We start from the raw sequence: 26,023 nt of genomic DNA, 5'->3' as shown, positions 1-26,023 counted from the left end.
GTTCCCCTGACCTTACGCGAGTGCAAGGCCCTCCCCACCTTGCCCCCCGCCCGCCCCACCTGCCATACATCCCCCATGCCACCACCTCCCGCCGACCCCGCCGCCTCCCCCAGCCTGCGCATCCGCATCGTCTTCGGGGACGAGGCCATGCTGGGGCCCGGCAAGGTTGATCTCCTGGAGGGGATCCGGGCGAGCGGGTCCATCGCGGCCGCCGGGCGGGGGATGGGGATGAGCTACAAGCGGGCGTGGTCGCTGGTCGAGGAGATGAACCGCGTCTTCCGCGAGCCGCTGGTCTCGTCCGCGCGCGGCGGGGCGCAGGGCGGCGGGGCGCGGCTCACCGCGGCGGGGGAGGCCGTGCTCACGCACTATCGCAGGCTCGAGGAGATCACGGCATCGGCGGGGGAGGAGCCCATCGCCGCATTGCGGGAGATGCTCGCCGATATGTCCGGCGGAAAATAGCGCTTGCCGCGCACGGCCGCGCTTGCGATATGTTTTGCCGAACATAACCGACCCGGGGACATCCACCATGCCGCGCACGCCCCTCTCCGCCGCCGCGCTCCTCGCGCTCGTCGTGGCGACGACCGCCTCGCCCGCCCGCGCGCAGACCGTCACGGTCTTCGCGGCGGCGAGCCTCACCAACGCGCTCGCCGAGATCGAGGCGGGCTTCGAGGAGGAGACAGGGCACGACCTCGTCGTGTCGCTCGCGGGATCGTCGGCCCTGGCGCGGCAGATCCAGCAGGGCGCGCCGGCGGACGTGTTCGTCTCCGCGAGCCCGGACTGGATGGACGTGCTGGAGGCGGAAGGCCTGATCGAGCCCGGGACGCGGGTGGATCTCCTCGGCAATGCGATCGTGCTCGTGGCGCACGGACGGGACGGCGAGCCCGTGGAGATCGGACCGGGCCTCGATCTCGCGGGGATGCTCGGGGACGGGCGCCTCGCCATGGCGCTCGTCGAGGCGGTGCCGGCGGGCATCTACGGCAAGGCGGCGCTCGAGAGTCTCGGCCTGTGGGCGTCGGTGGAGCCGCTCGTGGCGCAGGCCGACAACGTGCGCGCCGCGCTCGCCCTCGTCGCCGCGGGCGAGGCGCCCTACGGCATCGTCTACGCCACGGACGCCGCGGCGGAGGACGACGTGACGGTGATCGGCACATTCCCATCCGACAGCCACCCGCCGATCGTCTATCCTGCCGCCGCGATCGCGGGGCGCGACGGGGCGGCGACGGCCGACTTCCTGGCATACCTGCGCACGCCGCCGGCGCGCGAGGCGTTCGAGCGGCAGGGCTTCGTCGTTCTGGGCGAGTGAGGCGCGTGCGCGTCCGAGGGGAGGGGGGATGGACTGGCTCGGCCTTCGGGATTGGCTCGGCCCCGACGAATGGCGCGCGGTCGCGCTCTCCCTCCAGGTGTCGTTCTGGGCGACGCTGGTGAGCCTGCCGCTCGGCGTGCTCACCGCCTACGCGCTGGCGCGCTGGAGCTTTCCCGGCAAGCAGATCCTCAACGGGCTCGTCCACCTGCCGCTGATCCTGCCGCCGGTGGTGACGGGCTACATCCTGCTCCTGACCTTCGGCACGCGCGGACCAGTGGGCAGCGTGCTCGCGGAGGTCGGCATCGTCTTCGCCTTCCGCTGGACCGGCGCGGCGCTGGCGGCGGGGATCATGGCGTTTCCGCTGATGGTACGCGCGATCCGGCTCTCCATCGAGGCGATCGACCCGAAGCTCGAAGAGGCGAGCGCGACGCTGGGCGCTTCGCCGGCTTGGGTCTTTCTCACCGTGACGCTGCCGCTCGTCCTGCCGGGCATCGTGGTCGGCGCGATCCTCGCCTTCGCCAAGGCGATGGGCGAGTTCGGCGCGACGATCACCTTCGTCTCGAACATTCCCGGGGAGACGCGCACGATCCCGTCGGCCATCTACGCCTTCCTGCAGGTGCCGGGCGGCGAGGGTGCGGCTCTGCGGCTCGTGATCGTGTCGATCGTCGTCGCCATGGGGGCGCTGCTCTTGTCGGAGGTGCTCGGCCGGCGCGTCGCCGAGCGCGTCGGAGGGCGCTGATGCTCGAGATCGCGCTCGCCCACCGCTTCGAGGGCTTCACCCTCGACGTCGCCTTCGCGGCGCCGCCGGGGATCACCGTGCTGTTCGGCCGCTCGGGATCGGGCAAGACGACCATCGTCAACGCGATCTCGGGCCTCCTGCGCCCCGATGCGGGGCGCATCTCCACGGCGGACGCGGTGCTGCTCGATACACAGAAAGGCATCGCGCTGCCCCCGCATCGCCGCCGGATCGGCTACGTCTTCCAGGAGGGGCGCCTCTTCCCGCATCTCACCGTGCGCCAGAACCTGCGCTACGGCGCCTGGTTCGCGCCGAAGGACGCGCCGCGGGAGGATCTCGGGCGGGTGGTGGACCTCCTCGGCATCGGGCATCTGCTCGAGCGTCGCCCGAGTGCGTTGTCGGGGGGCGAGAAGCAGCGCGTCGCCATCGGCCGCGCGCTGCTCTGCGCGCCGCGGCTGATCCTCGCCGACGAGCCGCTCGCCTCCCTCGACGACGCGCGCAAGGCGGAGATCCTGCCCTATCTCGAGCGTCTGCGCGACGAGACGGCGATCCCGATCGTCTACGTCAGCCATTCGGCCTCGGAAGTGGCGCGGCTCGCCACCACGGTCGTCGTCCTGGAGCGCGGGCACGTGGTGCGCAAAGGCTCGGCCGCGGAGGTGATGGGCGATCCGGCGGTGACGCCGACGGGCGCGCGGGAGGCGGGGGCGATCCTCGCGGCGCGTGTCGCGCGCCATCACGAGGACGGCCTGACCGAGCTCGACGCCGGCGGCGAGACGCTCCTCCTGCCGCGCCTCGCCCGGCCGCCGGGCGCGGCCGTGCGGGTGCGGGTCGCGGCCAACGACGTCCTTCTCGCCCGCACCCGGCCGGAGGGGCTCTCGGCGCTCAACATTATCGAAGGCGTCGTCGCCGAGGTGCGCACGGGGGAGGGGCCCGGCGCGCTGGTCGCGCTCGACACGGCGGCGGGGCGCGTGCTGGCGCGCATCACCCGCCGCTCCGTCGCGGCGCTGGCGCTGGCGCCGGGTGTGCGGGCCTTCGCCGTGCTCAAGACGGTGGCGATCGCCGCCGCGGATGTCGGCGCGGGCGACGCCGCACCTCGATCGGCGAACGGCGATCCGCTTGCCTGACGCAGGCGCGGTGCTAGGCTCGTTCGATGTCCGCCGACCCGCCCGCCGACGACGATCACGTGGAGGTCCGCCTGCGCCTCGCCGGACGGGCGCTCGACGAGGGCTACCGCGCCTTCGCCGAGGAGCGGCTCTTTCGCTACGGGCTCGCGGGCGGCGTGCGCGTGGAGCCGGGCGCGCGGGAGGCGACGATCGTCGCGCGCGGTCCGGCGGCGCTCGTCGACATGCTGGAGGTGGCCTGCCTGCTCGGGCCGGCGCGCAGCCTGGTGGAGAGCTGCGTGTCAGAGGACGCGACACTCGGCACGGCGCTTGCCTGACCGCGGGACGTGTCGACGCGGGGAGAGGGCCGTGCGGGGTGGATGGTGTCCGATCGGCCTGTCGCAGGATCTGCCCGCAGGCATCGCGGCGCCGGTGATCCTCGACGGGCGCGAGCTCGTCGCCTGGCGCACGGGCGAGGGCGTCCTTCGACTGTTCGAGGATCGCTGCCCGCATCGCGGCATGCGCCTCTCCTTCGGCTTCGTGCGGGGCGATGCGCTCGTGTGCCTCTATCACGGCTGGCGCTGGGGCGCGGACGGCGGCTGCCGGGCGATCCCCGCCCATCCGGAGCTGACGCCGCCGAAGAGCCTCGTCGTGCCGCGTTTCGCCGTGCGCGAGGCGGGCGGGCTCGTCTGGGCGGCGCTCGGCGACGGACCCGACGATCCGCCGCCGGAGACGCCCGCGGACGTGCGCCCGCTCGCGACGCTGGCCATCGATCTGCCGGCGGACGTGGTCTCGGCCGCGCTCGGTGCGGGAGAGGAGCGCCTCGTCGAGAAGGAAGAGGCCGGGTTCGCGCTCCTCCTCGCGATCCAGCCGGTGGATGCGCGCCGTTCGTCGCTCCACGTCCTCCTGCGGGGCGCGGACGCCTCGCCGCTCGCGGCGCTCGATGCGGCGGAGGCTCTGCGGATGCGTATCGAGCGAGAAGGAGCGCCCGCATGACCCGCGACCTCGAGCCGGCGGTCCGTGACGCCTGGCACGTGCTCTGCCGCAGCGCCGACCTCGCACCCGGAGCGGCCACGCGCCTTCGCCTCCTCTCGCGCGACGTCGAGGTCGCCCGGAATGCCGCCGGCACGGTCTCTGCGCGGCTCTTGGACGGCGAGGCAGTCGCGACCCGGGAGGCCTACGGACACGTCTTCGCCTGCCTCGGCACGCCCGCTGCCCCGCTCTTCGACATCGCGGAATTCGCCGAGGACGACCGGCGGCTCGCCACCTGCGGGGCGGTGCGGGTGCGGGCCTCGGGGCTGCGGCTCGTGGAGAACTTCCTCGACATGGCGCATTTCCCCTTCGTCCACACGGACCTGCTCGGCGTCGAGGAGCGCCCCGAGGTGCCGCGCTACGACATCGAGATCCGCCGGGACGTCGACGAGGTCTGGGCCACGAATTGCCGCTTCTGGCAGCCGCGGGCGGCGGCCTCCTCCGCCGAGGGGCAGATGAGCGAGTATCTCTACCGCGTGGCTGGCCCCTTCGCGGTGATGCTCTACAAGACCTGCCCCGCCGACCCTTCGCGCTTCGACGTCATCGGCCTCCTGATCCGACCGGCCGAGCCGGATCTCTCCTACGCCTACGCCTTCGTGCTCGTCCTCGACGAGGCGAGCAGCGAGACGGCGATCGTGCATTTCCAGCAGACGATCTTCCTGCAGGACCGCATCGTGCTGGAGAACCAGCGCCCGCGCCTCCTGCCGCTCGCGCCCAATGCCGAGACGCCGACGCGCGCCGACATGTCGTCGGTGGCCTATCGCAGATGGCTGAAGGAGAAGGGCGTGCGGTACGGCACGGTGGAAGGTCTGGCCGGGCACGGTGAAGCGGAGGGCGTGCCGTGAGCCTCGTCCTCCACGATTGGGAGCTCTCGGCCGACGCCTATCGCGCGCGCCTCGCGCTCGGCATGCTCGACTTGCCGTACACGAAGGTGCCGGTGGACGTGGTGCCGGGCCGCGAGACGGACACGCCCGCCTTCCGCGCCCTCTCGCCGACCGGCGCGATGCCGGTCCTCGTCGAGGGGGATCTCGTGCTCAGCGAGATCGGCGCGATCCTGATCCACCTCGCCGAGCGGCACGACCCTGCCGGCACCTGGCTGCCGCGCGAGCCTGCGCGGCGCGCGCGCTGCCTCGATCGCCTGCTCTTCGCCCTGGGATCGCTGCGCGCCTGCGACGCGGCGCGGGACGCGGCCTTGTTCGAGACGCCTTCGCGGATCGCCGATCCTTTGGCGGAGGCGCGGGCGGCCTTGCGCGTGCTGGAGAGCCTGCTCGCTCGTCGGGCGCTCGCGGGCGAGGCGTTTCTCGCAGGCGAGGAGCCCACCATCGCCGACCTCGCGGCCTTCCCGGCCGCGGCGCTCGCCGTCGATTGGGGCGAGGACCTCGCGCTCCTGCCCAAGACGCGGCTGTGGACGCGACGCGTGCGTGCGCTGCCCGGCTTCACGACGATGCCGGGCGTGCCGGAATTCCTCTGAGGCGTCGCCCGCCGATCCCCCACCGCCGCGTCTGGCGCGAGACTTGCTGCGCTGCGTCCCGTAATCGACAGCGGGAGCGTACCATGCGGCTTTGGATCGAGAACCCCCTCGCCATCCTGGCGGAGGGGGCCGGCGGGGGGATCGTCGTGGAGGGCTCGCGGATCGTCGAGCTCGTGCCCGCGGGAGGGGCGCCGTCGACGCCGGTGGACGAGCGCTTCGACGCCTCGCGGCACGTGGTGCTGCCGGGGCTGATCAACACGCACCACCACTTCTTCCAGACGCTCGCGCGGGCGCACCCGCAGGGCATCGACAAGGAGCTCTTCCCCTGGCTGCAGAGCCTCTACCCGATTTGGGGGCGCATCGACCCGGACATGTTCCGGCTCGGCGTCAGGCTCGCGCTCACCGAGCTCCTGATGTCGGGCTGCACCACGGCGATGGACCACCATTACCTGTTCGCGCAGGGTCTCGAGGACGCCATCGACATCGAGGTCGAGGAGGCGCGCGCGCTCGGCATTCGCGCCGTGATGGCGCGCGGATCGCTGACGCTGAGCGTCAAGGACGGCGCGGCGCCCCCCGACCATTGCGTGCAGGACGAGGACACGATCCTCGCCGATTCCGAGCGCCTGCTGAACCGCTACCACGACACCTCGGACGGGGCGATGACGCAGATCGCGCTCGCGCCCTGCGCGCCCTTCGTCGTGGGCCTCTCCTTGATGCGCAAGTCCGCGCAGCTCGCCGAGCGCTTCGATTGCCGGCTGCACACGCATCTCGCCGAGACCGTGGACGAGGAGGAATATTGCCTCGAGCGCTTCGGCATGCGCCCCCTCGACTGGCTGGAGGAGGCCGGCTGGATGGGCAAGCGCACCTGGCTCGCCCACGGCGTGCACTTCACCTGCGAGGAGTGCGAGCGGCTCGGCCGCGCCGGCGTGGGCGTGTGCCATTGCCCGACCTCCAACGCGACGCTCGCCTCCGGCTTCTGCAAGACCCGCGAGCTGGAAGCCGCCGGCAGCCCCGTCGGGCTCGGCGTCGACGGCTCGGCCTCGAACGATTCCTCGAACCTGATGGAGGAGGTGCGCCACGCGGTGATGGTGAACCGCCTGCATTACCGCTCGTCGTCCGCCGTCACCCATCGCGACGCGCTGCGCTGGGCGACGGAGGGCTCCGCACGCTGCCTCGGGCGCGAGGACATCGGCACGATCGCGCCGGGAAAGCAGGCGGATCTCGCACTGTTCACCATGGACGAGCTGCGCTTCTCGGGCGCGCACGACCCCATCGCCGGGCTCGTCCTGTGCGGGGCGAACCGGGCCGACCGGGTCATGGTGGCGGGCGTCTGGCGCATCGTCGACGGCGTCCCGCCGGGCGTCGATCTCGTCGCCCTGCGCGAGGCGCATTCGGCGGCGGCACGGAAGTTCGCCTGATCATCTTGTATACAACAAGGCTTCGTCTGCTGCATCGTTGAGCAGATGCGCAGGCGATCGCCGGGGCGTGCGTCACGCGGACCCATGGTTCACAAGGCGTTACGCGCCGCGCGCCGCTGGCACGGGCATTGCAACATTCGCTGGAACACGGCGCTGGAGAAGAGCGCCGGCCGCCTGTCTCGAGGGGAGCGCAACCATGCCGAAGATCGAATTCTCACGTCGTTCGTTGCTCAAGGCCGGCGCCGCCGGTCTCGCCGCCGCGACGCTCCCCGCCGGGCTCGCCCGGGCGCAGGGCTCCGTCGTCATCGGCTCCGTCTATGTCGGCCCGCGCGCCGATTTCGGCTGGAACCAGGCGCACGCGATGGCCATGGACATCATCAAGGGCGTTCCCGGCGTCACGGTCATCGAGGAGGAGAACGTCCCCGAGACCGACGCCGTCGCGCAGACGATGGAATCGATGATCAACCTCGACGGGGCGAACGTCATCCTCGGCACGTCCTTCGGCTATTTCGAGCCGTTCATGGTCGATCTCGCGGCGAGGTACCCGGACGTCCAGTTCCGCCACGCCGCGCCGCTCTGGTCGGCGGACAAGCACCCCGCCAATCTCGGCTCGTACTTCTGCTACCTGAACCAGGCGCACTACGTGAACGGCGTCGCCGCCGGCCTCTCCTCGGCGTCGGGCAAGATCGGCTTCGTGGCGGCCAAGCCCATCCCGAGCGTTCTGTCGAACATCAATTCCGTCCTGCTCGGCGCGCGCTCGGTGAACCCGAACGCCACCGTGCAGCTGATCTTCACGGGCGACTGGTCCATGCCCGTGCGCGAGGCCGAGGCGGCGAACGCACTCGTCGATGCCGGCTGCGACGTCATCACCTGCCACGTGGACGGGCCGAAGGTGGTGATCGAGACGGCGGAAGCGCGCGGCGTGAAGAGCTGCGGCCACAACGCCTCCCAGGCGGCGCTGGCGCCGAACGGCTTCATCACCGGCGCCGAGTACAAGTGGGAGACGATCTACCGCCTCTACGCGGACAACTTCGCCAAGGGCGAGGCGCTGCCGAACGTGGTCGTGGGCGGCTACCACAACGACATGGTCCAGAACACCGCCTTCGGCGCCGGTGCGACCCCGGAGGCCATCGCCGCCGCGGAGGCTGCGATCGAGGGGCTCAAGGCCGGCAAGCCGATCTACGTCGGGCCGCTCAACGACAATGCCGGCAACCTCGTGATCGAGGGCGAGAAGGACAATTACGACCCCGAGCTCGACGGCATGAACTACCTGCTCGACGGCGTGGTCGGCTCGATCACCTGATTTCGGCGAGCGCTGCCGCCTCTTCTCCCCTCTCCCTCGTGGAGAGGGGAGACGTCGCGGGCTCCGTCGACGTCCAGCGACAGCGTCACCACCGGGAGGGATCCGCCATGGCCGAAACCGCCGCCGCAATCCCGAAATCCGCGCCGCGCGCCCGCGCCGCCGGGCCGAGGCTCGGGCCGGCGGCGGAGGTCGTGTGCATCGTGGCGCTGGCGCTGATCGCGTCCGCGATCCTGTTCTCGCTCTTTCTCCTCGTGATCGGCGCCTCGCCGATCACCTTCTTCCAGCTCGTCTGGCTCGGCGGCTTCGGGACGGCGTTCTCCTTCCAGAACACGCTCCAGCGCGCCGCGCCGCTGATCCTCACGGGGCTCGCCTTCGCCATCCCCGCGCGGATCGGGCTCACCATGATCGGCGCGGAGGGTGCGCTCGTCATCGGCGGCTTCGCCTCGGCCGCGATCGCGATCCCGCTCGTGACGAGCGGCGCGCCGCCCGTCCTGACGCTCGCGATCATGGCGAGCGCCGCGATGATCGCCGGCGGGCTCTGGACCGCGCTCGCCGGGTGGCTCAGGCATGCGCGGGGCGTCAACGAGACGATCTCGTCGCTGCTCCTCACCTACATCGCCATCGCGATCATGTTCTTCTTCGTCGAGGGCGCGCTGCGCGATCCCGGCTCCGCCAACCGGCCCTCGACGCTGCCGATCGGACGCGAGACGATGATCGGCGACATTCCCGGCACGAGCGTGCATTGGGGGCTCCTCGTCGGCATCGCGCTCGCGGGCGCCTTGTGGGTGCTGATGTCGCGCACGACCTTCGGCTTCGCCGCGCGGCTCACCGGCGGCAATCCGCGCGCGGCGCTCGCGCAGGGGCTGCCGGTGGGCACGCTGATCGTGGCGTGCGCCGCCATAGCGGGGGCCTGCGCCGGGCTCGCCGGCTTCTTCGAGGTCGCCGCCGTGCACGGCCAGGCGAACGCGGCGCTGGTCGCGGGATACGGCTTCACGGGCATCCTCGTCGCCTTCCTCGCACGGCAGAACCCGCTGGCGGTGGTGCCGGTGGCGATCCTGTTCGGCGCGCTCGCGGCGGCGGGCGGGCTCGTCCAGCGCCGCATGGACCTGCCGGACGCGAGCGTGCTCGTGCTCCAGGGAATCATCTTCGTGGTGCTGCTCGCCTCCGAGACGCTCTACGGACGCGCCAAGATCTTCCGGCCGGCAGAGGAGGGGCGCTGAGATGGACGCCTTCGCGGACACCGCGCTCTTCACGCTGCTGGTCGCCATGCTCGGCGGCGCCATCCGGGTGTCGACGCCCTTCATGTTCGTGGCGCTCGGCGAATGCCTCACGGAGAAGTCCGGGCGCATCAATCTCGGGCTCGAGGGCAACCTCGTGCTCGGCGCCATGATCGCCTACGCGATCTCCTTTCACACGGGCTCGCCCTGGACGGGCGTGCTCGCGGCGGGGCTGTCGGGGCTCTTCCTCGGTGCGATCCACGGCTACGTCTGCAAGCTGCCGCGGGTGAACGACATCGCGGTGGGCATCGCCATGATGGCCTTCGGCACGGGCCTCGCCTTCTATCTCGGCAAGCCGTACATCCAGCCCTCCGCGCCGCGGCTCGAGGCGATCCCGCTCGGCGAATGGACCGGCATTCCGAGCCTCGCGCAGGCGCTCGCCATCAACCCGCTCTTCTTCGTCGGCATCGCGCTAGCGGTCGGCATGTCGTGGTTCTTCCGCAACACAAGGATGGGGCTCGTGGTGCGCACGACGGGCGACAGCGCGCCGGCGGCGAAGGCGATGGGCGTCTCCGTCGATCTCGTGCGCTTCCTCGCCACCGCCGCGGGCGGCTTCCTCGCGGGCGTCGGCGGGTCGTTCCTGTCGCTGTCCTATCCGGGATCGTGGAACGAGGGACTCTCGTCGGGCCAGGGGCTGATGGCGGTGGCGCTCGTGATCTTCGCGCGCTGGGACCCGATCCGCTGCGTATGGGCGGCGCTGCTCTTCGGCGCCGCCGGCGCCATCGGCCCGGCGATGCAGGCAATCGGCGTGACGCAGGGCTTCTACTTCTTCAACGCCGCCCCCTACATCCTGACGCTGCTCATCATGGCGTCCTCCGCCCGCTCCCGCTTCTCCGGCCGCGACGCGCCCGGGGAGCTCTCCATCGTCAAGTGAGGAGGGACGCCATGCGCCTCGTCGACGCCGATCCCTATCCCTGGCCCTACGACGGCTCGCTCTCGCCCGACACGACGGCGCTCGTCGTCATCGACATGCAGACGGATTTCTGCGGGCGCGGCGGCTACGTCGACGCCATGGGCTACGACCTCTCGCTCACCCGCGCGCCGATCGAGCCGATCTCCCGCGTCCTCGCGGCCATGCGCGCGAAGGGCTACACGATCGTGCACACCCGCGAGGGCCACCGGCCCGACCTCGCGGACCTGCCGGCGAACAAGAGATGGCGCTCGCAGCGCATCGGAGCGGGCATCGGCGATCCGGGCCCCTGCGGGCGCATCCTCGTGCGCGGCGAGCCCGGCTGGGAGATCATCCCCGAGCTCGCGCCCGAGCCCGGCGAGATCGTCGTCGACAAGCCCGGCAAGGGGTCGTTCTACGCCACCGACCTCGAGCTCGTGCTGCGCGCGCGCGGCATCCGCAACCTGATCCTCACCGGCATCACGACGGACGTGTGCGTCCACACGACCATGCGCGAGGCGAACGATCGCGGTCTCGAATGCCTGATCGTCGCCGATTGCTGCGGGGCGACGGACCGCGGCAATCACGAGGCCGCACTCAAGATGGTGACGATGCAGGGCGGCGTCTTCGGCGCGGTGGCGACGGCGGACGCCGTGATCGCGGGGCTCGCATGACGGCGCTCTCCGCCCCCGCTCCCGCGGCCCCGCCCGCCGAGACGGCTCCGCGCCGCGCGCCCTCGCTCGAGGCGCTGGGCATGACGAAGGTCTTCGGCGGGCTCGTCGCGCTGGACGACGTCTCCCTGGCCGTGCCCGCCGGCACGGTCCACGCGCTGCTCGGCGAGAACGGCGCGGGCAAGTCGACGCTGGTCAAGTGCATCATGGGCTTCTACCGGCAGGACCGGGGCGATGTGCTGCTCGACGGGACGGCGACCGCGATCCGCTCGCCGCGGGACGCGCAGGGTGCGGGCATCGGCATGGTCTACCAGCACTTCACGCTGGTGCCCTCGCTCACCGCCGCGGAGAACCTCGTCGTCGCGCGCGCGGACGCGCCGTCGGTCATCGACTGGGCGGCGGAGAAGGCGAAGCTCGCCGAGTTCATGGCGCGCATGCCCTTCCAGGTGCCTCTCGACATTCCCGTGGCCGACCTCTCCGCGGGCGAGAAGCAGAAGCTCGAGATCCTCAAGCTCCTCGCCCTCGACCAGCGCTTCCTCATCCTCGACGAGCCGACGTCGGTGCTCACGCCGGACGAGGCGGACGAGGTGCTGGGGCTGCTCGGCGCCATGGCGCGGCGCGGCGAGTTCACCGTCTTGATGATCACCCACAAGTTCCGCGAGGTGAGCGCCTATGCCGACGACGTCACGGTGCTGCGCCGCGGCAAGCGCGCCGGCGGCGGGGCGACGGCCGCGCTGAGCGTGGAGGACATGTCGCGCCTCATGATCGGCGAGACCACCATCCGCGAGCGCGCCGCCCGCGCGCCGGTGGGTGAGGGGACCGTGCTCGAGCTCGCCGGCCTCTTTGCGGACAACCCGGACGGCTCGCGCGCCTTCGCCGAGATCAGCCTCAAGGTGAAGGGCGGCGAGATCGTCGGCATTGCGGGCGTCTCGGGCAACGGGCAGTCCGCCCTCGTCGAGGCGCTCGCCGGCCAGCGGCCGCTCGCCGACGGGCGCATCTTCATCCGCGACGAGCCCTTCGAGCCGACGCGGGAGAACTACCACAAGTACAAGGTCTTCGGCCTGCCCGAGGAGCCCTTGAAGAACGCCGCCGTGCCGCGCATGTCGGTGGCCGAGAACATCGCCTTCCGCTCCTTCGACCGCCCGCCCATCGCGAGCCTCGGCTGGTGGCTCTCGCCCGGCCCCATGCGCGAGAAGGCGCGCGACCTCATCGCGCGCTACCGCGTGAAGACGCCCTCGCCGGACACGCCGATCGAGCATCTCTCGGGCGGCAACGTCCAGCGTGCCATCCTCGCCCGGGAGCTCTCCGGCGACGTGGACGTGCTCGTCGTGGCGAACCCGTGCTTCGGGCTCGACTTCGCCTCCGTCTCCGAGATCCGCTCGCAGATCCTGGAGGCGCGCAACCGGGGTGCGGCGGTGCTGCTGGTGTCCGAGGACCTCGACGAGATCCTCGAGCTCGCCGACCGCGTGGCGGTGATGTCGGAGGGCAAGATCGCCTACGTCGCGCCCGTCGGCGAGACCGATCGCAACACGATCGGCAAGCACATGGCGGGGCACGGCGCGGGTCATGCGGCGGCCGGAGGGCAGCGATGATCCCCGTTCCCGCCGAGCCGCACCCCTATCCGCTGGCGCCCGGCGCCACCGCGCTCGTCGTGATCGACATGCAGCGCGACTTCGTCGAGCCCGGTGGCTTCGGCGAGGCGCTCGGCAACGACGTGACGCGCCTCCTCGCCATCGTGCCCACGGTGGCGCGGCTCATCGCGCTCTTTCGCGCCAAAGGCTGGCCGATCGTCCACACCCGCGAGGCGCACCTGCCGGATCTCTCCGACTGCCCGCCGGCCAAGCGCCTGCGCGGCGACCCGCCGCTGAAGATCGGTGACGTAGGCCCGATGGGGCGCCTGCTGGTGCGCGGCGAGCCGGGCAACCAGATCATCCCCGACCTCGCGCCGATCGACGGTGAGATCGTCGTCGACAAGCCCGGGAAGGGCATGTTCTGGGCGACGGGGCTGCACGAGACGCTGCAGGCGCGCGGCATCACCCATCTCGTCTTCGCCGGCGTGACGACGGAGGTCTGCGTGCAGACCTCCATGCGCGAGGCCAACGATCGCGGCTACGACTGCCTCCTCGTGGAGGACGCGACGGAGAGCTACTTTCCCGAGTTCAAGGCGGCGACGCTCGCCATGATCCGCGCCCAGGGCGGCATCGTCGGCTGGACGACGCCGTTCTCGGCGCTGCAGGAGGCGCTGCAAGAAACCCTGGACGAGGCGCTGCGATGAGCGATCCCGCCGACCCGAACGCCGTCATCGACGCGCTCGCCCCGCTCCTCGGCCTCGAGATCGCGGACGAGGATCGCGCGGGCGTCGCAACCCATCTCGCCACGGCCGCGCGGCTCTATGCCCTCGTCGAGGCCGTGGCGATCCCCGACGCGGAGGAACCGGCCGCGATCTTCACGCCAGCTCCGATCGGGGAGGGCGTGACATGATCGCGAAGGTCTCCTCTGCGACCAGCATCGCCGCTCGTGTCCGCTCCGGCGAGACGCGGGCGCGCGATGTGGTCGAGGCCGCGCTCGCGACGATCGCGGCGACGCGTTCGCTCGGCGCCTTCACGGACGTCACGGCGGAGCGCGCCCGCGCGAAGGCTGCGGCGCTCGACGAGGCGGTGGCGGCGGGCGCCGATCCGGGCCTGCTCGCGGGCGTGCCCTTCGCGGTGAAGAACCTCTTCGACGTCGAGGGGCTCGCGACCCGCGCCGGCTCGAAGATCAACCGCGACGTCTCCCCTGCGCTCGCCGACGCGACCCTCGTGGCGCGGCTCGAGGCGGCGGGCGCGGTGCTCGTCGGCGCCTTGAACATGGGCGAGTACGCCTACGACTTCACCGGTGAGAACGTCCACGACGGCGCCTCGCGCAATCCGCACGACCCGGCCCACATGTCCGGCGGCTCGTCGGGCGGATCGGGCACCGCGGTCGCCGCCGGCCTCGTGCCGCTGGCGCTCGGCTCCGACACGAACGGCTCGATCCGCGTGCCCTCGGCCCTGTGCGGGACCTTCGGCCTCAAGCCCACCTACGGCCGCCTGCCGCGCTCGGGGACCTTCCCCTTCGTCGCGAGCCTCGATCATCTGGGGCCGATGGCGCGGTCGGTCGCGGACCTCGCGCTGGCCTACGATGCGATGCAGGGGTTCGACGCGGGCGACCCGGCCTGCGCCCGCCGTCCCGTCGAGCCGACGCTGCCCGCGCTTCCTCGCGGCGTGGACGGCCTTCGCGTCGGCGTGCTCGGCGGCTATTTCGCCAGCGGCGGCCGGCCGGAGGCATACGCCGCCGTCGCTCGCGCGGCGGAGGCGCTCGGCGCGCGCGAGAGCGTCGAAATCGCCGACATCGAGGCGGCGCGCGCCGCCGCCTACGTCGTCACGATGCAGGAGGGCGCGGCGCTGCATCTCGAGCGCCTGCGCACGCGCGGTCCCGACTTCGATCCGGCGGTGCGCACGCGCCTGATCGCCGGCGCGATGCTGCCGGGCGCCTGGGGCGTGCGGGCGCACAAGCTGCGGCGGCTGATGGCCGAGCGCTTCGTGCGCGTGTTCCAGCGCTACGACGCGCTCCTCGCGCCGGCCACGCCCTGCCGCGCGCCGCGTATCGGCCAGGAGACGATGGTGCTCGAGGGCGTCGAGATGCCGGTGCGGCCCAATCTCGGGCTCTACACGCAGCCGATCTCCTTCGTCGGCCTGCCCGTCGTGGCGGCGCCGCTCTTCGAGGAAGGCGAGCGCCTGCCGCTCGGCGTGCAGATCATCGCCCCGCCCTGGCGCGAGGACGTCGCCCTGCGCCTCGCGGCGGCTCTCGAGCAGGCGGGCGTCGCGACGGCGCCCGTCGGGGAGGGCACGTCATGAGCGAGAGCGCGAACGCCATCGGCCGCTGGGCCGGGCGCAACCCGGACAAGGACGTGGTGCGCGCCGCCGCCTGGGCGCGGCTCGAGGAGAACGAGGTGGACATCGGCCCGCTCGTCTCGCACATCCCCAATTTCGTCGGCGCCGACGTCGCCGCCTGGCGCCTCGCGCAGACGCCGGAATGGAAGGCGGCGCGCACGGTCAAGTGCAATCCCGACCCGCCGCAGATCCCGGTGCGCCTGCGCGCCCTCTACGACGGCAAGATCCTCTACGCGCCGGTGCCCTACCTCACGAAGGACTTCCCCTATCTGCGCATCGACCCCGCGCGGCTCGTGGAGAAGGGCGTCTCCTTCGAGCTCGCCGCGACGTCGGAGGGCTATCTCCTGCACGGCGAGCGGATCGGTTTCGAGGAGGTGGAGCCCCTCGATTTCTGCGTCGTCGGCTCCGTGGCCGTGAGCCGCGCCGGTGGGCGAACAGGCAAGGGCGCGGGCTTCGCGGATCTCGAGACCGGCATCTTCCGCGCGCTCGGCCTCGTCGACGAGCGCACGCCTCTAGCGACGACGGTGCATTCCGTCCAGCTGGTCGCAGACGGCGACGTGCCCATCGAGGCGCACGATTCGCCGCTGGACTACGTCGCAACGGAAGCCGCGCTGATCGTCACGGGCAACGTCGATCCCCGCCCGGCCGGCGTCGACTGGGATCGCGTGCGCCCGGACCAGCTCGCCGACATCCCCTTCCTCGCGGCGCTTCGCGATCGCATGACGGGAGCATCCGCATGAGAGGAGCCTGCGCATGAGCGACCTCGCCATCGACATCCCGGAGGTGAAGGCGGAAGTGGAGGGCGTGTTCGCGGCCTACGAGGAGGCGCTCGTGACGAACGACGTCGAGACGCTCGACGCGCTCTTCCTCGCCGACCCGCGCACGATCCGCTACGGCGGGGGCGAGAACCTCTACGGCATCGAGGAGATCCGCGCCTTCCGCCTCGCACGGCCGGCGGCGGGGCTCGCACGCACGCTCTCCCGCACGCAGATCACGACCTACGGCCGGGACATGGCGGTCGCCGCGACGCTGTTCCACCGTGAGAGCGCTCCGGGCAAGGTGGGGCGGCAGATGCAGACCTGGATGCGCACGCGCGACGGCTGGAAGGTCGTCGCCGCCCACGTCAGCGTCATCGGCGAGGGCTGAGGCGACGCGGCGAAAAGAAAAGCGGGGCGCCCGATGGACGCCCCGCCTCTCCTGTCACCGACATGGTCACCGCTCAGTGGCGGCTGGAATAGCCGCCGGGGCCGGTGCGGCGGACCGCCTCGTCTTCCGAGCTGCGCTCGCGGCGCCACTCGTCCTCGTGGACCGGATGGCCGCCCTCGTCGGCGAAGGCGTGGTGCGCCGCGTCCCGACCGCGATGGATCGCGTCGCGGGCATAGTCCATGCCGCGCTCCTGCGCGTCGCGGGCGTAGTCGTAGCCGCGATGACGCAGGTCGTCCGCGTAGGGGCCGTAATAGCGGTCCTCCTGACGCGTGCGCGGGAGCAGCGCGCCCAGCGCGAGACCGGCGGCGAGGCCGAGAACGCCGACGAGGAGCGGGTTCTCGCGGATCACCCCGCGGCCTGCCTCGTACGCCTCGCGGCCGTACTCCACGGCGCTGTCGTAATATTCCTCGCCGTAATGGCGGGCCTGCTCGTAGTAGCCCTCGCCGCGACGACGGGCCTCGTCGTAGTACTCGCCGCCGCGGCGTCGAGCCTCCTCGTAATAGCCCTCGCCGCGGGCGCGCGCCTCGTCCATGCGTTCGCGGCCGTGCTCGCCGGCCTCCGAGGCGCGGTGACGCGTCTCCTCGTAGGCGCGGCTGGCGCGGTCACGCACGCTGTCGGTCGAATGCGACGAGCCCTGCGTGTGCCCGCCCGCCGGCGGCGTCGCGTAGGTGGGGCGCGGCGCGTAGGTGCCGGCGGCGGGAGCCGGGCTCGGCGTGTAGGGCGGGGTCGCGGCGGCGCCGGGCGTCGCCGGCATCGGCGTCGGGCTCATGCCCGGCGTCGTGCCGGGAGCGACGGGCGAGACGGGGCTCGCGGCGGTCGCCGGCTGGGCCGGGCGATCCGTGCGGGTCTCGCCGATAGCGCCGATCGGCTTCTCGTCCTTCTTGATCTCGGCCATGGATTGCCTCCTTTCGCGAGGATTTCTCCTCGACGTGAATGGTTCGCGGACCGGAATGGTTCGCGTCGTGCGCTCAGCGGCGCACTCCCGACGTCGTCCCCGTCACCGGTTCGTAGGGCGTGGGACGCGCGGGCGTGATCGGGTCGACCGGGGGCGCGCCGATGGGCGCCGCGCCTTCGGTGCGGACCATGTCGGGCGGGACCGTGCGGCCGCGCGAGAGCGGATCGACGTCCGTGTCGCGGATCGTCGGGTCGCCCGCGACGTGGCGGCGGGGCGGCCGATCCATCAGCCCCTTTCGGCGCAGCTCCTCGCGCGCCTTGCGGCGCTTGGAACCGTCGGTCATCGACAGCGCCAGCCAGCCGATGCCGGCCGCGACCAGCAGGACCGGGATCGGGTTGTTGCGGATCGCCGCCGCCGCCTGGTCGAGCTGGGAGCCGTAGCCGTAGCGGCGCGCGGTCCCCAGCACGTCGTCGGCCACGCCGGACGCGTTCATGCGGTCCTGGAGCTTGTCGATCGTGCGATCGAGACGAGCGCGGCTCTCCTCGATGTCGCGCTCGAGATCGTTCATCTTGGTCATCTCGTCTCCCTTCCGGTCAGTGCCGGCGGTGCGAGAGCACGTCGCCGTCGCGCTCCACCGAGCGGATCGTGTGCGTGGGCTCGAGCGTCGCGGAGGACAGCTTCGAACGGCCGTACATCACGAGCGCGATGGTGATCACGAGCATCACGCCCGCGACGATGAGCGAGGCCAGGGCTTGCGACTCGACGACGACGGCGAGCCAGTCGACGAAGGCGTCGGTGAGCAGCACCAGCGTCGCGATGGCGAACACGCTGGAGGCCAGCAGCGCCACGATGCCGGCGACGAGCAGCTTGACGTTGTGGCTCATCTCGGCCCGGAAGAGCGCCACCTCCTTGCGGGCGAGGTCGGTGGCCTCGCGCAGAGCCTCGGCGACGAGGCTCTGGATCGATGCGCCCTCGCGCGCGTTGCGGCGCGCGAGGTCGGCATCGACGGCGGGATCACGATGGTCCATGGCGCGCCTCCTCAGCTCTCGCCGCGCGGACGCGCGGCCGCGTTGGCGGCGGCCTGCGCCGAGGCGGCGTTGGCCGTGCCGGGCTGCGAGCCCGCACGATCGGGCGTGCGGGTGCCCGACACGTCGCTACCCGCATGCGAGCTCGACGTCGCCGACGAGTTGCTCCGCCCGGACTCCGTTCCGGTGGGACCCGTACGGGTCTCGCCGGGCGGCGTGCGCTCCGCGGCATGGCCGCCGGTGGGCCTCAAGCCGGCCGCGTCGGCGCCGGGCGCGTAGTCGCCGCCGCCGTAGCGGCGCGCGCTGCGACGCGCGCGCATCTCGTCGCCGTAGACGGCGCGCGCCTCGACCTCCTCGGCCGAGCTCTTGAGGAAGCGCGCGAGCATGAAGCCCGCCACGCCCGCCGCCGCGGCGAACACCGCGGGACGGCGACGCGCGAACTGCTCCACGTCGGCATAGACCTCGATGAAGCTGCGGTCGCGGATCTCCTCGGCGAGGTTCTCGAGCCCGTCCGCCGCACTGTCCACGAAGAGGCGCAGGTTCGGCCGGTCGTCGAAGTTCTCCGAGCTCTCGCGCAGGGAATGCGCGACGTCGTCGATGGATTGGACGGCGCTCTCCTTGCGCCGCTCGAGGTAGTCGGCCGCACGATCGCGCGCGCCATGGACGAAGGCGTAGCCCGCATCGCGGGCTTCCTCGGCCGTGTCGCGCGCGGCATCCGAGGCCTCGCGCTTGAGATCGTCCCAATCGGCGCGGGCGCGGTCGTCGCCATTCTGAGCGCTGACGGTCATGAATTCGCCCTCCTGTCTGTGTGGCCACTCAACCGCGCGAGAGACGACAGGGTTCCGCGGGCTCGAGTCGGCAATGGCGACGCTTCGTCACGCGCGACGAACGGTTTCCATCGCGGGCGCGTTCGCACAAGGTCCGCACACGGCCGCGCCTCGCGGAAGGCTGCAGGCCCGATCCGGTGCAACGAAGACGGAGCGACCTCGTGCGCGAAGGAGACGACGACCGAAGCCAGAGCGGTGCCGATCGCAGCCACGTCGACGATCCGCCGCCGCCGCGCCGCCACAGGCGGCCAGCGGGCCGCGGGCGCGAGCCGCTGACGATCTCGCAGGCGCGTGCCCGCGAGGACGGGCGCGGCCGCGACGCGACGAGCCCGTGGGCGATCCCCCGGCGCGGGCTGAGAGACGTCTTCTGGCGCGTGATCGAGGGCTACACGCGCGACCGCATCGCGCCCAACGCGGCGGGCGCCGCCTTCTTCCTCGTCTTCGCCATCGTGCCCTCGCTCGCCGCCCTGGTCGCGCTCTTCGGGCTCGTGGCGGACCCGCAGGTGCTCTCGCAGCAGCTCGACGATCTCGAGGGCTTCCTGCCGACGGGCCTGCTCGAGCTCCTCGCGAGCGAGCTCGATAGGCTCATCTCCGCGCAGACCGGGACCTTGAGCTTCACCCTCGCCATCACGCTGGCGGTGGCCCTGTGGATCATCAACGGCGCGGTGCTCGCGCTCTTCGACGCGCTCAACGTCATCTACGGCGAGCAGGAGAAGCGCTCGCTCGTCTCGCTCTACGGGCGCTCGTTCCTGTTCACGCTCGCCACGCTCGTCTTCACGATGATCCTCGTGAACGTCGTCGTCGGCGTGCCGGTGGTGCTCGCGGCTCTTCCGCTCGGCGGGATCGGGCGGCTCCTGATAGCCGTGTTCCCGACGCTGGTCCTGTTCGTGGTCGCGAACATCGGCATCGCCGCGCTCTACCGCTACGGACCGAGCCGCGTGCCCGCGCGCTGGGCCTGGATCACGCCGGGCTCGCTCACGGCGTCCGCGGTCTGGCTTATCGGTTCGGCAGGATTTTCGTACTATGTTTCGAACCTGACCGACTTCTCCGCGACCTACGGGTCGCTGGGCACGATCGCGGCGGTGATGATGTGGGCCTGGATCTCCACGGTCATCCTGCTCGTCGGGGCGGAGCTGGACGCCGAGATGGAGCATCAGACCGCACGAGACACCACCCGCCGACCCGAATCGCCGCTGGGCGCCCGCGGGGCGGTCGTCGCCGACCAGGTCGGGCCCGCCAAGGTCGACACGCAAGGTGCGGAGGCGCGCCGATGAAGGGCCTGCGCGCGCTCACCTGCCTCCTCGCCGGCCTCGTGCTGCTCCTCGCGGGCGCGCTCGGCGAGAGCGGCGGGACGCGCGCGCAGATTCGGGCGGCGCCGGACGGGCCGTCCGCCTACCCGGTCGAGACCGTGATCGTCGCCGAGATCGACGGCCCCATCGGCCCCGCGACGACGCTCCTCGCCGAGAACGCGCTCGCCGAGGCGCGCGACGCCGAGGGCGGCATGCTGCTCCTGCGCATCGACACCCCAGGCGGGCTCCTGGACGCGACCCGCGACATCGTCGCAGCGATCCTCGCGTCGCCCGTGCCGGTGGTGACGCACGTCGCCCCCGCCGGCGCGCGGGCGGCCTCGGCGGGCACCTACATCCTCTATGCGAGCCATCTCGCCGCCATGGCGCCGAGCACAACGCTCGGCGCCGCGACGCCGGTGGGCATGGGCGGCGACATCGGCGACGACCTGCGCGCCAAGGCCGTGAACGACGCCGTCGCCTGGATACGCTCGCTGGCCGAGCTGCGCGGGCGCGACGTCGGCTTCGCCGAACGCGCGGTGCGCGAGGCCGCCACCGCGACCGCCGCGGACGCGGTGCAGGACGGCATCGTCGAAATCCTCGCCGCGGACACGAGCGACGTCGTGCGCGAGGCGGCGGGATACGTGGTGCGCCTGGGCGAGACGGACGTGCGGCTCGACACCGACGGGGCGGCCATCGTGGAGCACGAGGCCGGCTTCCTCGTCGAGGCGCTGACGCTGCTGACGAACCCCAACATCGCCTACATCCTGCTGCTCATCGGCGTCTACGGCATCGTCTTCGAGTTCGCGAACCCGGGCATGATCTTCTCGGGCGTGGTCGGCGCGATCTCGCTGCTGCTGGGCCTGTTCGCGCTCAACTTCCTGCCGATCGACGTGACGGGGGTGCTGCTGCTGGCTCTCGGCCTCGCCTTGATGGTGGCGGAGGTGTTCGTGCCCTCCTTCGGGGCGCTCGGCATCGGGGGCGCGGCGGCCTTCGCCTTCGGCTCCTTCATCCTGTTCGATACCGACGCGCCGGGCTTCACGCTCTCGCCCGCGGTCGCGCTCACCGCCACGGCGGCGACCACCCTGCTCCTGACCCTCGTCCTCGCCGCCGCGGTGCGCGCCCTGCGCCGGCGCCCCGCGAGCGGCGACGAGGCGCTCGTCTCGGAGGTCGCGCGGGTGATCCACTGGGAGGGCTTCGCCGGCGAGGTCGAGATCCACGGCGAGCGCTGGCGCGCCCGCGCCGACGAGCCGATGGCGACGGGCGAGCGCGTCCACGTCCACGCGCGCGACGGGCTCACCCTCACCGTGTCCCGAACGCCGTTCCGCACCGACGCGGCAGCGGGCGCGCCGCGCTCCGCAACCACCCGCCCCGAACCCTGAGGAGCACCGGATGCTCGGTCTCGACCTCGTCGCCTATCTCGTCATCGCCCTCGTCGTGCTGGGCATCGTCGCGAGCGCGATCCGCATCATGCGGGAATACGAGCGCGCCGTCGTCTTCACGCTGGGCCGCTACACGGGCGTGAAGGGGCCGGGCATCATCTTCGTCATCCCCTTCCTGCAGCAGGCGGTGAAGGTGGACATGCGCACCATCACCATGGACGTGCCCTCCCAGGACGTGATCTCGAAGGACAACGTCTCGGTGAAGGTCAACGCGGTGATCTATTTCCGCGTCGTCGACGCCGATCGCTCCATCATCCAGGTGGAGGACTACATGATGGCCACGAGCCAGCTCGCCCAGACGACGCTGCGCTCGGTGCTCGGCAAGCACGACCTCGACGAGATGCTGTCGGAGCGCGACAAGCTCAATTCGGACATCCAGGAGATCCTCGACAGCCAGACCGACGCCTGGGGCATCAAGGTCGCCAACGTCGAGATCAAGCACGTCGACATCGACGAGAGCATGGTGCGCGCCATCGCCCGCCAGGCCGAGGCCGAGCGCAACCGGCGCGCCCGGATCATCGACGCGGAGGGCGAGATGCAGGCCTCCCAGAAACTCTCGGAAGCGGCCGGCATCCTGGCGCAGACCCCCGAGGCGATGCAGCTGCGCTACCTGTCGAGCCTCTACGACATCGCCGGCGACAAGAACTCGACGATCGTCTTTCCCGTGCCCATCGATCTCCTGCGCGGGTTCATGTCGAAGGTCGGCGGTGGCGAGAGCGGCGCCGCGGCGAAGCCGGCGCAGCCGCCCTCCGGGGATTGGCAGAAGCCCGTGGGCTGAGACGGCACCCGACCTCGTCTCGTGCGTTCATGACCAAATCGTCATGTTCCGGCCACCTCGTGCGGAGCCGGGGCCTGCGACATTGCGTCTCGAAGCGCGCGCATCGCAGCGCGCCCCGTAACGAACGAGGACAGCCATGACACAGTCACGCCGCGCCACCTTCCTCGCCCTGGCGACCGTCGCCGCCCTCGCCGGAGCGCCGGCGCTCGCCCAGCAGCCGGGTCCCGGGAGCGGGCCGGGCATGATGGGGCAGGGGATGATGGGCCAAGGTACGATGGGTCGAGGCATGATGGGCGGGCACGAGATGATGCGCGCTGACGAGATGCGGGGTGAGGCGCGGGGCGTCGACCGCGGCGCGATCCTCGACGCGCGCCTCGCCGGCATCCGCGTCGGGCTCGACCTCACCGACGAGCAGGCGGCCCTGTTCGAGCCGGTGGCGCAGGCCTGGCGCGCGGCGGCGCAGGCACGCGAGGGCCGTCGCGAGGCGATGCGCGAGGAGCGCCGGGAGCGCTGGGAGGCCATGGCCGAGCGGCGCGACGCCATGCGCCGCGGCGAGGGTCGCCCGGGCGCGCCCGGCTTCGGGCCGATGATGAGCGATGAGGAGATGCGCGGCGCGATGCGTGAAGGCGCGCGCGGCGACTTCATGGAGCGCCTCGAGCGCCGCGCCGCCGGCGCCAGCGCCCGGGCCGAGGAGATCGGCGGGCTGGCGCAGGCCATGCGGCCCTTCTGGGACAGCCTCGACGCGCAGCAGCAGGAGCTCCTGCCGGTGCTGGTGCGCGAGCTCGGCGGCTTCGACATGCGTCCGCGCCGCGCCGGCATGGAGCACGGGATGCACGGGGGCATGTACGGGGGCATGCATCACGGCATGCACGGCGGGGGCCGCGGCTGGCACTGAGCGCCCCTGCCGCGCACGGCTCGTGAAACGAAAGAAGCCGCCCGGTCTCCCGGGCGGCTTCGTCGTTCTCGGCTCTCGGCGCGACGCCCGTGGGCGATCAGCGCGAGTAGAACTCGATGACGAGGTTCGGCTCCATCTGCACCGGATACGGCACCTCGGAGAGGGTCGGGATCCGACCGTAGGTGGCGACCATCTTGGAATGGTCGACGTCGATGTAGTCCGGCACGTCGCGCTCGGCGAGCTGCGAGGCCTCGAGGACCACGACGAGCTGCTTGGAGGCCTGCTTCACCTCGATGACGTCACCCGGCTTCACGAGGTAGCTCGGGATGTTCACCCGGCGACCGTTGACGCGGATGTGGCCGTGGTTGACGAACTGGCGGGCGGCGAACGGGGTCGCCACGAACTTCGCGCGGTAGATCACCGCGTCGAGACGGCGCTCGAGCAGGCCGACCAGGTTTTCGCCGGAATCGCCCTTCTGGCGGATCGCCTCGGCGTAGTAGCGGCGGAACTGCTTCTCGGTGATGTTCGCGTAGTAGCCCTTGAGCTTCTGCTTGGCGCGCAGCTGCGTGCCGAAGTCGGACATCTTGCCCTTGCGGCGCTGTCCGTGCTGGCCGGGGCCGTACTCGCGACGATTGACGGGGCTCTTGGGACGGCCCCAGATGTTCTGACCGAGGCGGCGGTCGATCTTGTACTTCGCCTCAATGCGCTTCGACATCGCGGTTCCTCTTTGCGTTGTCTGGTCTTGCGAGGAACGCGCCCTCCTCTTCCCTCGCGGCGAGCCGCGTGCGCGGCGAACCGATCGGGACGACAGGCCCGACCTGCCGGCCGGATCCACGGGTGCGTGAACGAGAACGCGGGCCTCGTGGCGAGACCCGCGCTTCGGGGTGCGGCATAGACGAGGACGGCGCGGGTGTCAACGAAGGCGGGGCGCCTGCCGCCGCGGCGATATCGCCGTGGACATCCCCCGCGCGTGCCTCGACCGCCCGCGCGTCACGCGCTACATCCCTCCCATGCATGCACGCGCTCCCCTCCACCTGCTCAAGCTCTGCGTCGGCGCCGAGTCGATCGCGGATCTCGAAGGCTGGATCGAGGAGAACCGGATCTGGGCGAAGCGCGCCGGGCGCGCCTACGAGCAGCGGCACACGACGCGCATGGTGCCCAAGCGCATGGACGAAATCGCCGGGCGCGGCTCGCTCTACTGGGTGATCAAGGGCCAGCTCTGCGCGCGCCAGCGGCTCCTCGAGATCCGCCCCTTCACCGACGAGGCCGGGATCGGGCGCTGCCACCTCGTGCTCGAACCCGTGGTGGTGCCGGTCCAGCCGCGACCGTGCCGCCCGTTTCAGGGCTGGCGTTACCTCGAGGAGAAGGACGCGCCGGCCGACCTCTCGGGCGAAGCGGCCGCGGGGCTCGCGGAGATGCCCGAGGGCTTGAGGCGGGAGCTGGCGGAGCTGGGGCTGCTCTGAAGGCGCGACCTTCCTCCCTCCCTGTAGGGAAGGGGAATGCCGCCGCAGGCGGCCAGCGGTGGGGTGTGTCGCCTGATCTGGTTTCGCCTCGTTTCGGCTTTGCCGAACACGCGCGTCGCGCGCCCCATCCGTCTCGGCTGCGCCGAGCCACCTTCCCCTACAGGGAAGGAGAGGGAGGCGCTCCTGCTTTCGCGGTCGGTGTCGCATGCGCTAGGCTCGCGCCATGGCGGATCTTGCGATGAACATTCTCGTCCTCACCGGCGCCGGGATCTCCGCGGAGAGCGGGCTCGGCACGTTCCGGGACGTGGGCGGGATCTGGGCGAAGTTCGATCCCATGAAGCTCGCGACCCCGCAAGCCTTCGCGCGCGATCCGCAGACCGTGCAGGCCTTCTACGACGCGCGTCGGGAGAACCTGCTGGCGGCCGAGCCGAACGCGGCGCATCGCGCGCTGGCGCGGCTCGAGGCGGGGCTCGCCGAGCGGGGCGGGCGGCTCACCCTCGTCACGCAGAACATCGACGACCTGCACGAGCGCGCCGGCCATCGCGAGGTGCTGCACATGCACGGCGAGCTCCTCAAGGCGCGCTGCACCGCCTGCGAGGCGGTTGCGGAGGTGCGCTGCGATCTCGCGGGAGGATCGCGCTGCTCGGCCTGCGGTCGCGAGGGGACGCTGCGTCCGCACGTCGTCTGGTTCGGCGAGATCCCCTTCCACCTCGACGCGATCGAGGAGCGGCTGATGGCGGCGGACCTTTTCGTGGCCATCGGCACCTCGGGCGCGGTCTACCCGGCGGCGGGGCTCGTCGGCGCCGCGCGGCAGGCGGGGATCGCCACGCGCGAGATCAACCTCGATCCCTCCGACAACGCGTATCTGTTCGACGAGACGGATTACGGACGGGCGAGCGAGACGGTGCCGCGATGGGTGGAGGCGGTGCTCGGCATGTAGGAAAGCACGCCCTTTCCTTCACTGTAGGGGAAGGTGGCTCGGCGAAGCCGAGACGGATGGGGCGCGCGGGACGCGCGTTCGGCACAGCCGAAACGGACGTGCGTCGCTGGACACCGAGGCTTCCGCTTCGCGGAACGCGTCGCTTCGCGCCACGCCCC

Annotated in this window: 30 protein-coding genes; 25 read left to right on the top strand and 5 right to left on the bottom strand. The window is 71.8% G+C overall.

The genetic code is table 11. The annotated features are described in order from the left end of the window. The first annotated feature begins 75 nt into the window (after window positions 1-75). The 19 genes from IEX89_RS08130 to hpxZ all read left to right on the top strand — a co-directional run bounded on the left by IEX89_RS08130 (window position 76) and on the right by hpxZ (window position 16,254). Window positions 76-459, top strand: a complete 384-nt coding sequence (locus IEX89_RS08130) for a winged helix-turn-helix domain-containing protein (protein ID WP_188911519.1) — start codon at window positions 76-78, stop codon at window positions 457-459. A gap of 67 nt (window positions 460-526) precedes the next feature. Next, window positions 527-1,300, top strand: a complete 774-nt coding sequence (modA, locus tag IEX89_RS08125; protein ID WP_188911516.1) for a molybdate ABC transporter substrate-binding protein — start codon at window positions 527-529, stop codon at window positions 1,298-1,300. Between the two features lie 28 nt (window positions 1,301-1,328). Beyond that, window positions 1,329-2,039: a molybdate ABC transporter permease subunit gene (gene modB / locus IEX89_RS08120; RefSeq protein WP_188911514.1), complete on the top strand. Its 711-nt coding sequence runs from the start codon at window positions 1,329-1,331 to the stop codon at window positions 2,037-2,039. Then, window positions 2,036-3,160, top strand: a complete 1,125-nt coding sequence (modC, locus tag IEX89_RS08115) for a molybdenum ABC transporter ATP-binding protein (RefSeq protein ID WP_373290564.1) — start codon at window positions 2,036-2,038, stop codon at window positions 3,158-3,160. Before modB ends, modC begins: the two co-directional genes overlap by 4 nt. A 26-nt stretch (window positions 3,161-3,186) precedes the next feature. After that, entirely contained in the window at window positions 3,187-3,474 is a 288-nt protein-coding gene (locus tag IEX89_RS08110) for a hypothetical protein (protein WP_188911510.1), read from the top strand. A gap of 31 nt (window positions 3,475-3,505) precedes the next feature. Then, window positions 3,506-4,132 carry a Rieske 2Fe-2S domain-containing protein gene (locus tag IEX89_RS08105; RefSeq protein ID WP_188911508.1) on the top strand — a complete coding sequence of 209 codons (627 nt, stop codon included), beginning with the start codon at window positions 3,506-3,508 and terminating at the stop codon, window positions 4,130-4,132. Then, the gene (locus IEX89_RS08100) at window positions 4,129-5,013 is read left to right on the top strand and encodes an aromatic ring-hydroxylating oxygenase subunit alpha (protein ID WP_188911507.1); all 885 of its coding nucleotides are present in this window, start codon (window positions 4,129-4,131) and stop codon (window positions 5,011-5,013) included. The genes IEX89_RS08105 and IEX89_RS08100 overlap by 4 nt, the downstream gene beginning before the upstream one ends. Continuing rightward, window positions 5,010-5,639, top strand: a complete 630-nt coding sequence (locus tag IEX89_RS08095; RefSeq protein WP_244645187.1) for a glutathione S-transferase family protein — start codon at window positions 5,010-5,012, stop codon at window positions 5,637-5,639. The genes IEX89_RS08100 and IEX89_RS08095 overlap by 4 nt, the downstream gene beginning before the upstream one ends. An 83-nt stretch (window positions 5,640-5,722) precedes the next feature. Next, window positions 5,723-7,057 (top strand): 8-oxoguanine deaminase, encoded by a 1,335-nt coding sequence (locus IEX89_RS08090; protein ID WP_188911505.1) that lies wholly within the window; start codon window positions 5,723-5,725, stop codon window positions 7,055-7,057. Between the two features lie 196 nt (window positions 7,058-7,253). Beyond that, window positions 7,254-8,360 (top strand): BMP family ABC transporter substrate-binding protein, encoded by a 1,107-nt coding sequence (locus IEX89_RS08085; RefSeq protein WP_188911503.1) that lies wholly within the window; start codon window positions 7,254-7,256, stop codon window positions 8,358-8,360. Window positions 8,361-8,467: 107 nt separating this feature from the next. Next, window positions 8,468-9,580: an ABC transporter permease gene (locus IEX89_RS08080; RefSeq protein ID WP_188911501.1), complete on the top strand. Its 1,113-nt coding sequence runs from the start codon at window positions 8,468-8,470 to the stop codon at window positions 9,578-9,580. Between the two features lies 1 nt (window position 9,581). Beyond that, window positions 9,582-10,511 carry an ABC transporter permease gene (locus IEX89_RS08075; protein WP_210317598.1) on the top strand — a complete coding sequence of 310 codons (930 nt, stop codon included), beginning with the start codon at window positions 9,582-9,584 and terminating at the stop codon, window positions 10,509-10,511. Window positions 10,512-10,522: 11 nt separating this feature from the next. After that, window positions 10,523-11,200 carry a biuret amidohydrolase gene (gene biuH, locus IEX89_RS08070; protein ID WP_188911499.1) on the top strand — a complete coding sequence of 226 codons (678 nt, stop codon included), beginning with the start codon at window positions 10,523-10,525 and terminating at the stop codon, window positions 11,198-11,200. Next, on the top strand, window positions 11,197-12,789 hold the full coding sequence (locus IEX89_RS08065; RefSeq protein WP_210317597.1) for an ABC transporter ATP-binding protein: 1,593 nt from the start codon (window positions 11,197-11,199) through the stop codon (window positions 12,787-12,789). The genes biuH and IEX89_RS08065 overlap by 4 nt, the downstream gene beginning before the upstream one ends. Next, on the top strand, window positions 12,786-13,472 hold the full coding sequence (locus IEX89_RS08060; RefSeq protein WP_188911497.1) for a cysteine hydrolase family protein: 687 nt from the start codon (window positions 12,786-12,788) through the stop codon (window positions 13,470-13,472). Before IEX89_RS08065 ends, IEX89_RS08060 begins: the two co-directional genes overlap by 4 nt. Next, a complete protein-coding gene (locus tag IEX89_RS08055) occupies window positions 13,469-13,678 on the top strand; it encodes a DUF4089 domain-containing protein (protein ID WP_188911495.1) in 210 nt (69 codons plus the stop codon). Before IEX89_RS08060 ends, IEX89_RS08055 begins: the two co-directional genes overlap by 4 nt. Then, a complete protein-coding gene (locus IEX89_RS08050; protein ID WP_188911493.1) occupies window positions 13,675-15,072 on the top strand; it encodes an AtzE family amidohydrolase in 1,398 nt (465 codons plus the stop codon). The genes IEX89_RS08055 and IEX89_RS08050 overlap by 4 nt, the downstream gene beginning before the upstream one ends. Beyond that, window positions 15,069-15,848, top strand: coding sequence for a 5-formyltetrahydrofolate cyclo-ligase (locus IEX89_RS08045; protein WP_188911491.1), 780 nt, complete (start codon window positions 15,069-15,071; stop codon window positions 15,846-15,848). The genes IEX89_RS08050 and IEX89_RS08045 overlap by 4 nt, the downstream gene beginning before the upstream one ends. 13 nt (window positions 15,849-15,861) lie before the next feature. Beyond that, window positions 15,862-16,254: an oxalurate catabolism protein HpxZ gene (gene hpxZ, locus IEX89_RS08040; RefSeq protein ID WP_188911489.1), complete on the top strand. Its 393-nt coding sequence runs from the start codon at window positions 15,862-15,864 to the stop codon at window positions 16,252-16,254. 73 nt (window positions 16,255-16,327) lie between these two features. Here hpxZ and IEX89_RS08035 read toward each other — a convergent pair whose 3' ends face one another. The 4 genes from IEX89_RS08035 to IEX89_RS08020 all read right to left on the bottom strand — a co-directional run bounded on the left by IEX89_RS08035 (window position 16,328) and on the right by IEX89_RS08020 (window position 19,022). Continuing rightward, on the bottom strand, window positions 16,328-17,209 hold the full coding sequence (locus IEX89_RS08035; protein ID WP_188911896.1) for an RAD23 family protein: 882 nt from the start codon (window positions 17,207-17,209) through the stop codon (window positions 16,328-16,330). Window positions 17,210-17,282: 73 nt separating this feature from the next. Then, window positions 17,283-17,786 (bottom strand): DUF3618 domain-containing protein, encoded by a 504-nt coding sequence (locus tag IEX89_RS08030; RefSeq protein WP_188911487.1) that lies wholly within the window; start codon window positions 17,784-17,786, stop codon window positions 17,283-17,285. Between the two features lie 16 nt (window positions 17,787-17,802). Then, on the bottom strand, window positions 17,803-18,237 hold the full coding sequence (locus IEX89_RS08025) for a phage holin family protein (RefSeq protein WP_188911484.1): 435 nt from the start codon (window positions 18,235-18,237) through the stop codon (window positions 17,803-17,805). 11 nt (window positions 18,238-18,248) lie between these two features. After that, on the bottom strand, window positions 18,249-19,022 hold the full coding sequence (locus tag IEX89_RS08020; protein WP_188911482.1) for a hypothetical protein: 774 nt from the start codon (window positions 19,020-19,022) through the stop codon (window positions 18,249-18,251). Window positions 19,023-19,222: 200 nt separating this feature from the next. On the opposite strand from IEX89_RS08020, the gene IEX89_RS08015 reads away from it, so the two are divergent. The 4 genes from IEX89_RS08015 to IEX89_RS08000 all read left to right on the top strand — a co-directional run bounded on the left by IEX89_RS08015 (window position 19,223) and on the right by IEX89_RS08000 (window position 23,462). Next, entirely contained in the window at window positions 19,223-20,335 is a 1,113-nt protein-coding gene (locus IEX89_RS08015) for a YihY/virulence factor BrkB family protein (RefSeq protein WP_188911480.1), read from the top strand. Then, window positions 20,332-21,729, top strand: coding sequence for an NfeD family protein (locus tag IEX89_RS08010; protein ID WP_188911478.1), 1,398 nt, complete (start codon window positions 20,332-20,334; stop codon window positions 21,727-21,729). Before IEX89_RS08015 ends, IEX89_RS08010 begins: the two co-directional genes overlap by 4 nt. A 10-nt stretch (window positions 21,730-21,739) precedes the next feature. Then, window positions 21,740-22,567 (top strand): slipin family protein, encoded by an 828-nt coding sequence (locus IEX89_RS08005; RefSeq protein ID WP_188911475.1) that lies wholly within the window; start codon window positions 21,740-21,742, stop codon window positions 22,565-22,567. Window positions 22,568-22,703: 136 nt separating this feature from the next. Next, on the top strand, window positions 22,704-23,462 hold the full coding sequence (locus IEX89_RS08000) for a Spy/CpxP family protein refolding chaperone (protein WP_188911473.1): 759 nt from the start codon (window positions 22,704-22,706) through the stop codon (window positions 23,460-23,462). 97 nt (window positions 23,463-23,559) lie between these two features. On the opposite strand, the gene rpsD is transcribed toward IEX89_RS08000, so the two are convergent. Further along, on the bottom strand, window positions 23,560-24,177 hold the full coding sequence (gene rpsD, locus IEX89_RS07995) for a 30S ribosomal protein S4 (RefSeq protein WP_188911471.1): 618 nt from the start codon (window positions 24,175-24,177) through the stop codon (window positions 23,560-23,562). A gap of 295 nt (window positions 24,178-24,472) precedes the next feature. Here rpsD and IEX89_RS07990 point away from each other — a divergent pair, with 295 nt between their 5' ends. Both IEX89_RS07990 and IEX89_RS07985 read left to right on the top strand, forming a co-directional pair. Beyond that, the gene (locus tag IEX89_RS07990) at window positions 24,473-24,925 is read left to right on the top strand and encodes a DUF1489 family protein (protein WP_188911854.1); all 453 of its coding nucleotides are present in this window, start codon (window positions 24,473-24,475) and stop codon (window positions 24,923-24,925) included. A 238-nt stretch (window positions 24,926-25,163) separates the two neighbouring features. After that, window positions 25,164-25,865 (top strand): NAD-dependent deacylase, encoded by a 702-nt coding sequence (locus IEX89_RS07985; protein ID WP_210317596.1) that lies wholly within the window; start codon window positions 25,164-25,166, stop codon window positions 25,863-25,865. Window positions 25,866-26,023: the final 158 nt, after the last annotated feature.

This window comes from Salinarimonas ramus (genome assembly GCF_014645695.1).
GTDB classification, from domain to species: Bacteria; Pseudomonadota; Alphaproteobacteria; order Rhizobiales; family Beijerinckiaceae; genus Salinarimonas; species Salinarimonas ramus.
Note: the sequence above shows the minus strand (reverse complement) of the source record. Positions and strands in the feature narration are given on the sequence as shown.

Excerpts from the sequence above, each read along its gene's own strand:
- IEX89_RS08100 (WP_188911507.1), top strand. The coding sequence starts at position 4,129 with ATGACCCGCGACCTCGAGCCGGCGGTCCGTGACGCCTGGCACGTGCTC.
- IEX89_RS08110 (WP_188911510.1), top strand. The coding sequence starts at position 3,187 with ATGTCCGCCGACCCGCCCGCCGACGACGATCACGTGGAGGTCCGCCTG.
- IEX89_RS08085 (WP_188911503.1), top strand. The coding sequence starts at position 7,254 with ATGCCGAAGATCGAATTCTCACGTCGTTCGTTGCTCAAGGCCGGCGCC.
- IEX89_RS08075 (WP_210317598.1), top strand. The coding sequence starts at position 9,582 with ATGGACGCCTTCGCGGACACCGCGCTCTTCACGCTGCTGGTCGCCATG.
- IEX89_RS08005 (WP_188911475.1), top strand. The coding sequence starts at position 21,740 with ATGCTCGGTCTCGACCTCGTCGCCTATCTCGTCATCGCCCTCGTCGTG.
- IEX89_RS07990 (WP_188911854.1), top strand. The coding sequence starts at position 24,473 with ATGCATGCACGCGCTCCCCTCCACCTGCTCAAGCTCTGCGTCGGCGCC.
- IEX89_RS08065 (WP_210317597.1), top strand. The coding sequence starts at position 11,197 with ATGACGGCGCTCTCCGCCCCCGCTCCCGCGGCCCCGCCCGCCGAGACG.
- IEX89_RS08130 (WP_188911519.1), top strand. The coding sequence starts at position 76 with ATGCCACCACCTCCCGCCGACCCCGCCGCCTCCCCCAGCCTGCGCATC.
- modA (WP_188911516.1), top strand. The coding sequence starts at position 527 with ATGCCGCGCACGCCCCTCTCCGCCGCCGCGCTCCTCGCGCTCGTCGTG.
- IEX89_RS07985 (WP_210317596.1), top strand. The coding sequence starts at position 25,164 with ATGAACATTCTCGTCCTCACCGGCGCCGGGATCTCCGCGGAGAGCGGG.
- IEX89_RS08000 (WP_188911473.1), top strand. The coding sequence starts at position 22,704 with ATGACACAGTCACGCCGCGCCACCTTCCTCGCCCTGGCGACCGTCGCC.
- IEX89_RS08080 (WP_188911501.1), top strand. The coding sequence starts at position 8,468 with ATGGCCGAAACCGCCGCCGCAATCCCGAAATCCGCGCCGCGCGCCCGC.
- rpsD (WP_188911471.1), bottom strand. The coding sequence starts at position 24,177 with ATGTCGAAGCGCATTGAGGCGAAGTACAAGATCGACCGCCGCCTCGGT.
- IEX89_RS08050 (WP_188911493.1), top strand. The coding sequence starts at position 13,675 with ATGATCGCGAAGGTCTCCTCTGCGACCAGCATCGCCGCTCGTGTCCGC.
- modB (WP_188911514.1), top strand. The coding sequence starts at position 1,329 with ATGGACTGGCTCGGCCTTCGGGATTGGCTCGGCCCCGACGAATGGCGC.
- IEX89_RS08010 (WP_188911478.1), top strand. The coding sequence starts at position 20,332 with ATGAAGGGCCTGCGCGCGCTCACCTGCCTCCTCGCCGGCCTCGTGCTG.
- IEX89_RS08055 (WP_188911495.1), top strand. The coding sequence starts at position 13,469 with ATGAGCGATCCCGCCGACCCGAACGCCGTCATCGACGCGCTCGCCCCG.
- IEX89_RS08045 (WP_188911491.1), top strand. The coding sequence starts at position 15,069 with ATGAGCGAGAGCGCGAACGCCATCGGCCGCTGGGCCGGGCGCAACCCG.
- IEX89_RS08090 (WP_188911505.1), top strand. The coding sequence starts at position 5,723 with ATGCGGCTTTGGATCGAGAACCCCCTCGCCATCCTGGCGGAGGGGGCC.
- hpxZ (WP_188911489.1), top strand. The coding sequence starts at position 15,862 with ATGAGCGACCTCGCCATCGACATCCCGGAGGTGAAGGCGGAAGTGGAG.
- IEX89_RS08030 (WP_188911487.1), bottom strand. The coding sequence starts at position 17,786 with ATGACCAAGATGAACGATCTCGAGCGCGACATCGAGGAGAGCCGCGCT.
- IEX89_RS08025 (WP_188911484.1), bottom strand. The coding sequence starts at position 18,237 with ATGGACCATCGTGATCCCGCCGTCGATGCCGACCTCGCGCGCCGCAAC.
- IEX89_RS08035 (WP_188911896.1), bottom strand. The coding sequence starts at position 17,209 with ATGGCCGAGATCAAGAAGGACGAGAAGCCGATCGGCGCTATCGGCGAG.
- IEX89_RS08060 (WP_188911497.1), top strand. The coding sequence starts at position 12,786 with ATGATCCCCGTTCCCGCCGAGCCGCACCCCTATCCGCTGGCGCCCGGC.
- biuH (WP_188911499.1), top strand. The coding sequence starts at position 10,523 with ATGCGCCTCGTCGACGCCGATCCCTATCCCTGGCCCTACGACGGCTCG.
- IEX89_RS08020 (WP_188911482.1), bottom strand. The coding sequence starts at position 19,022 with ATGACCGTCAGCGCTCAGAATGGCGACGACCGCGCCCGCGCCGATTGG.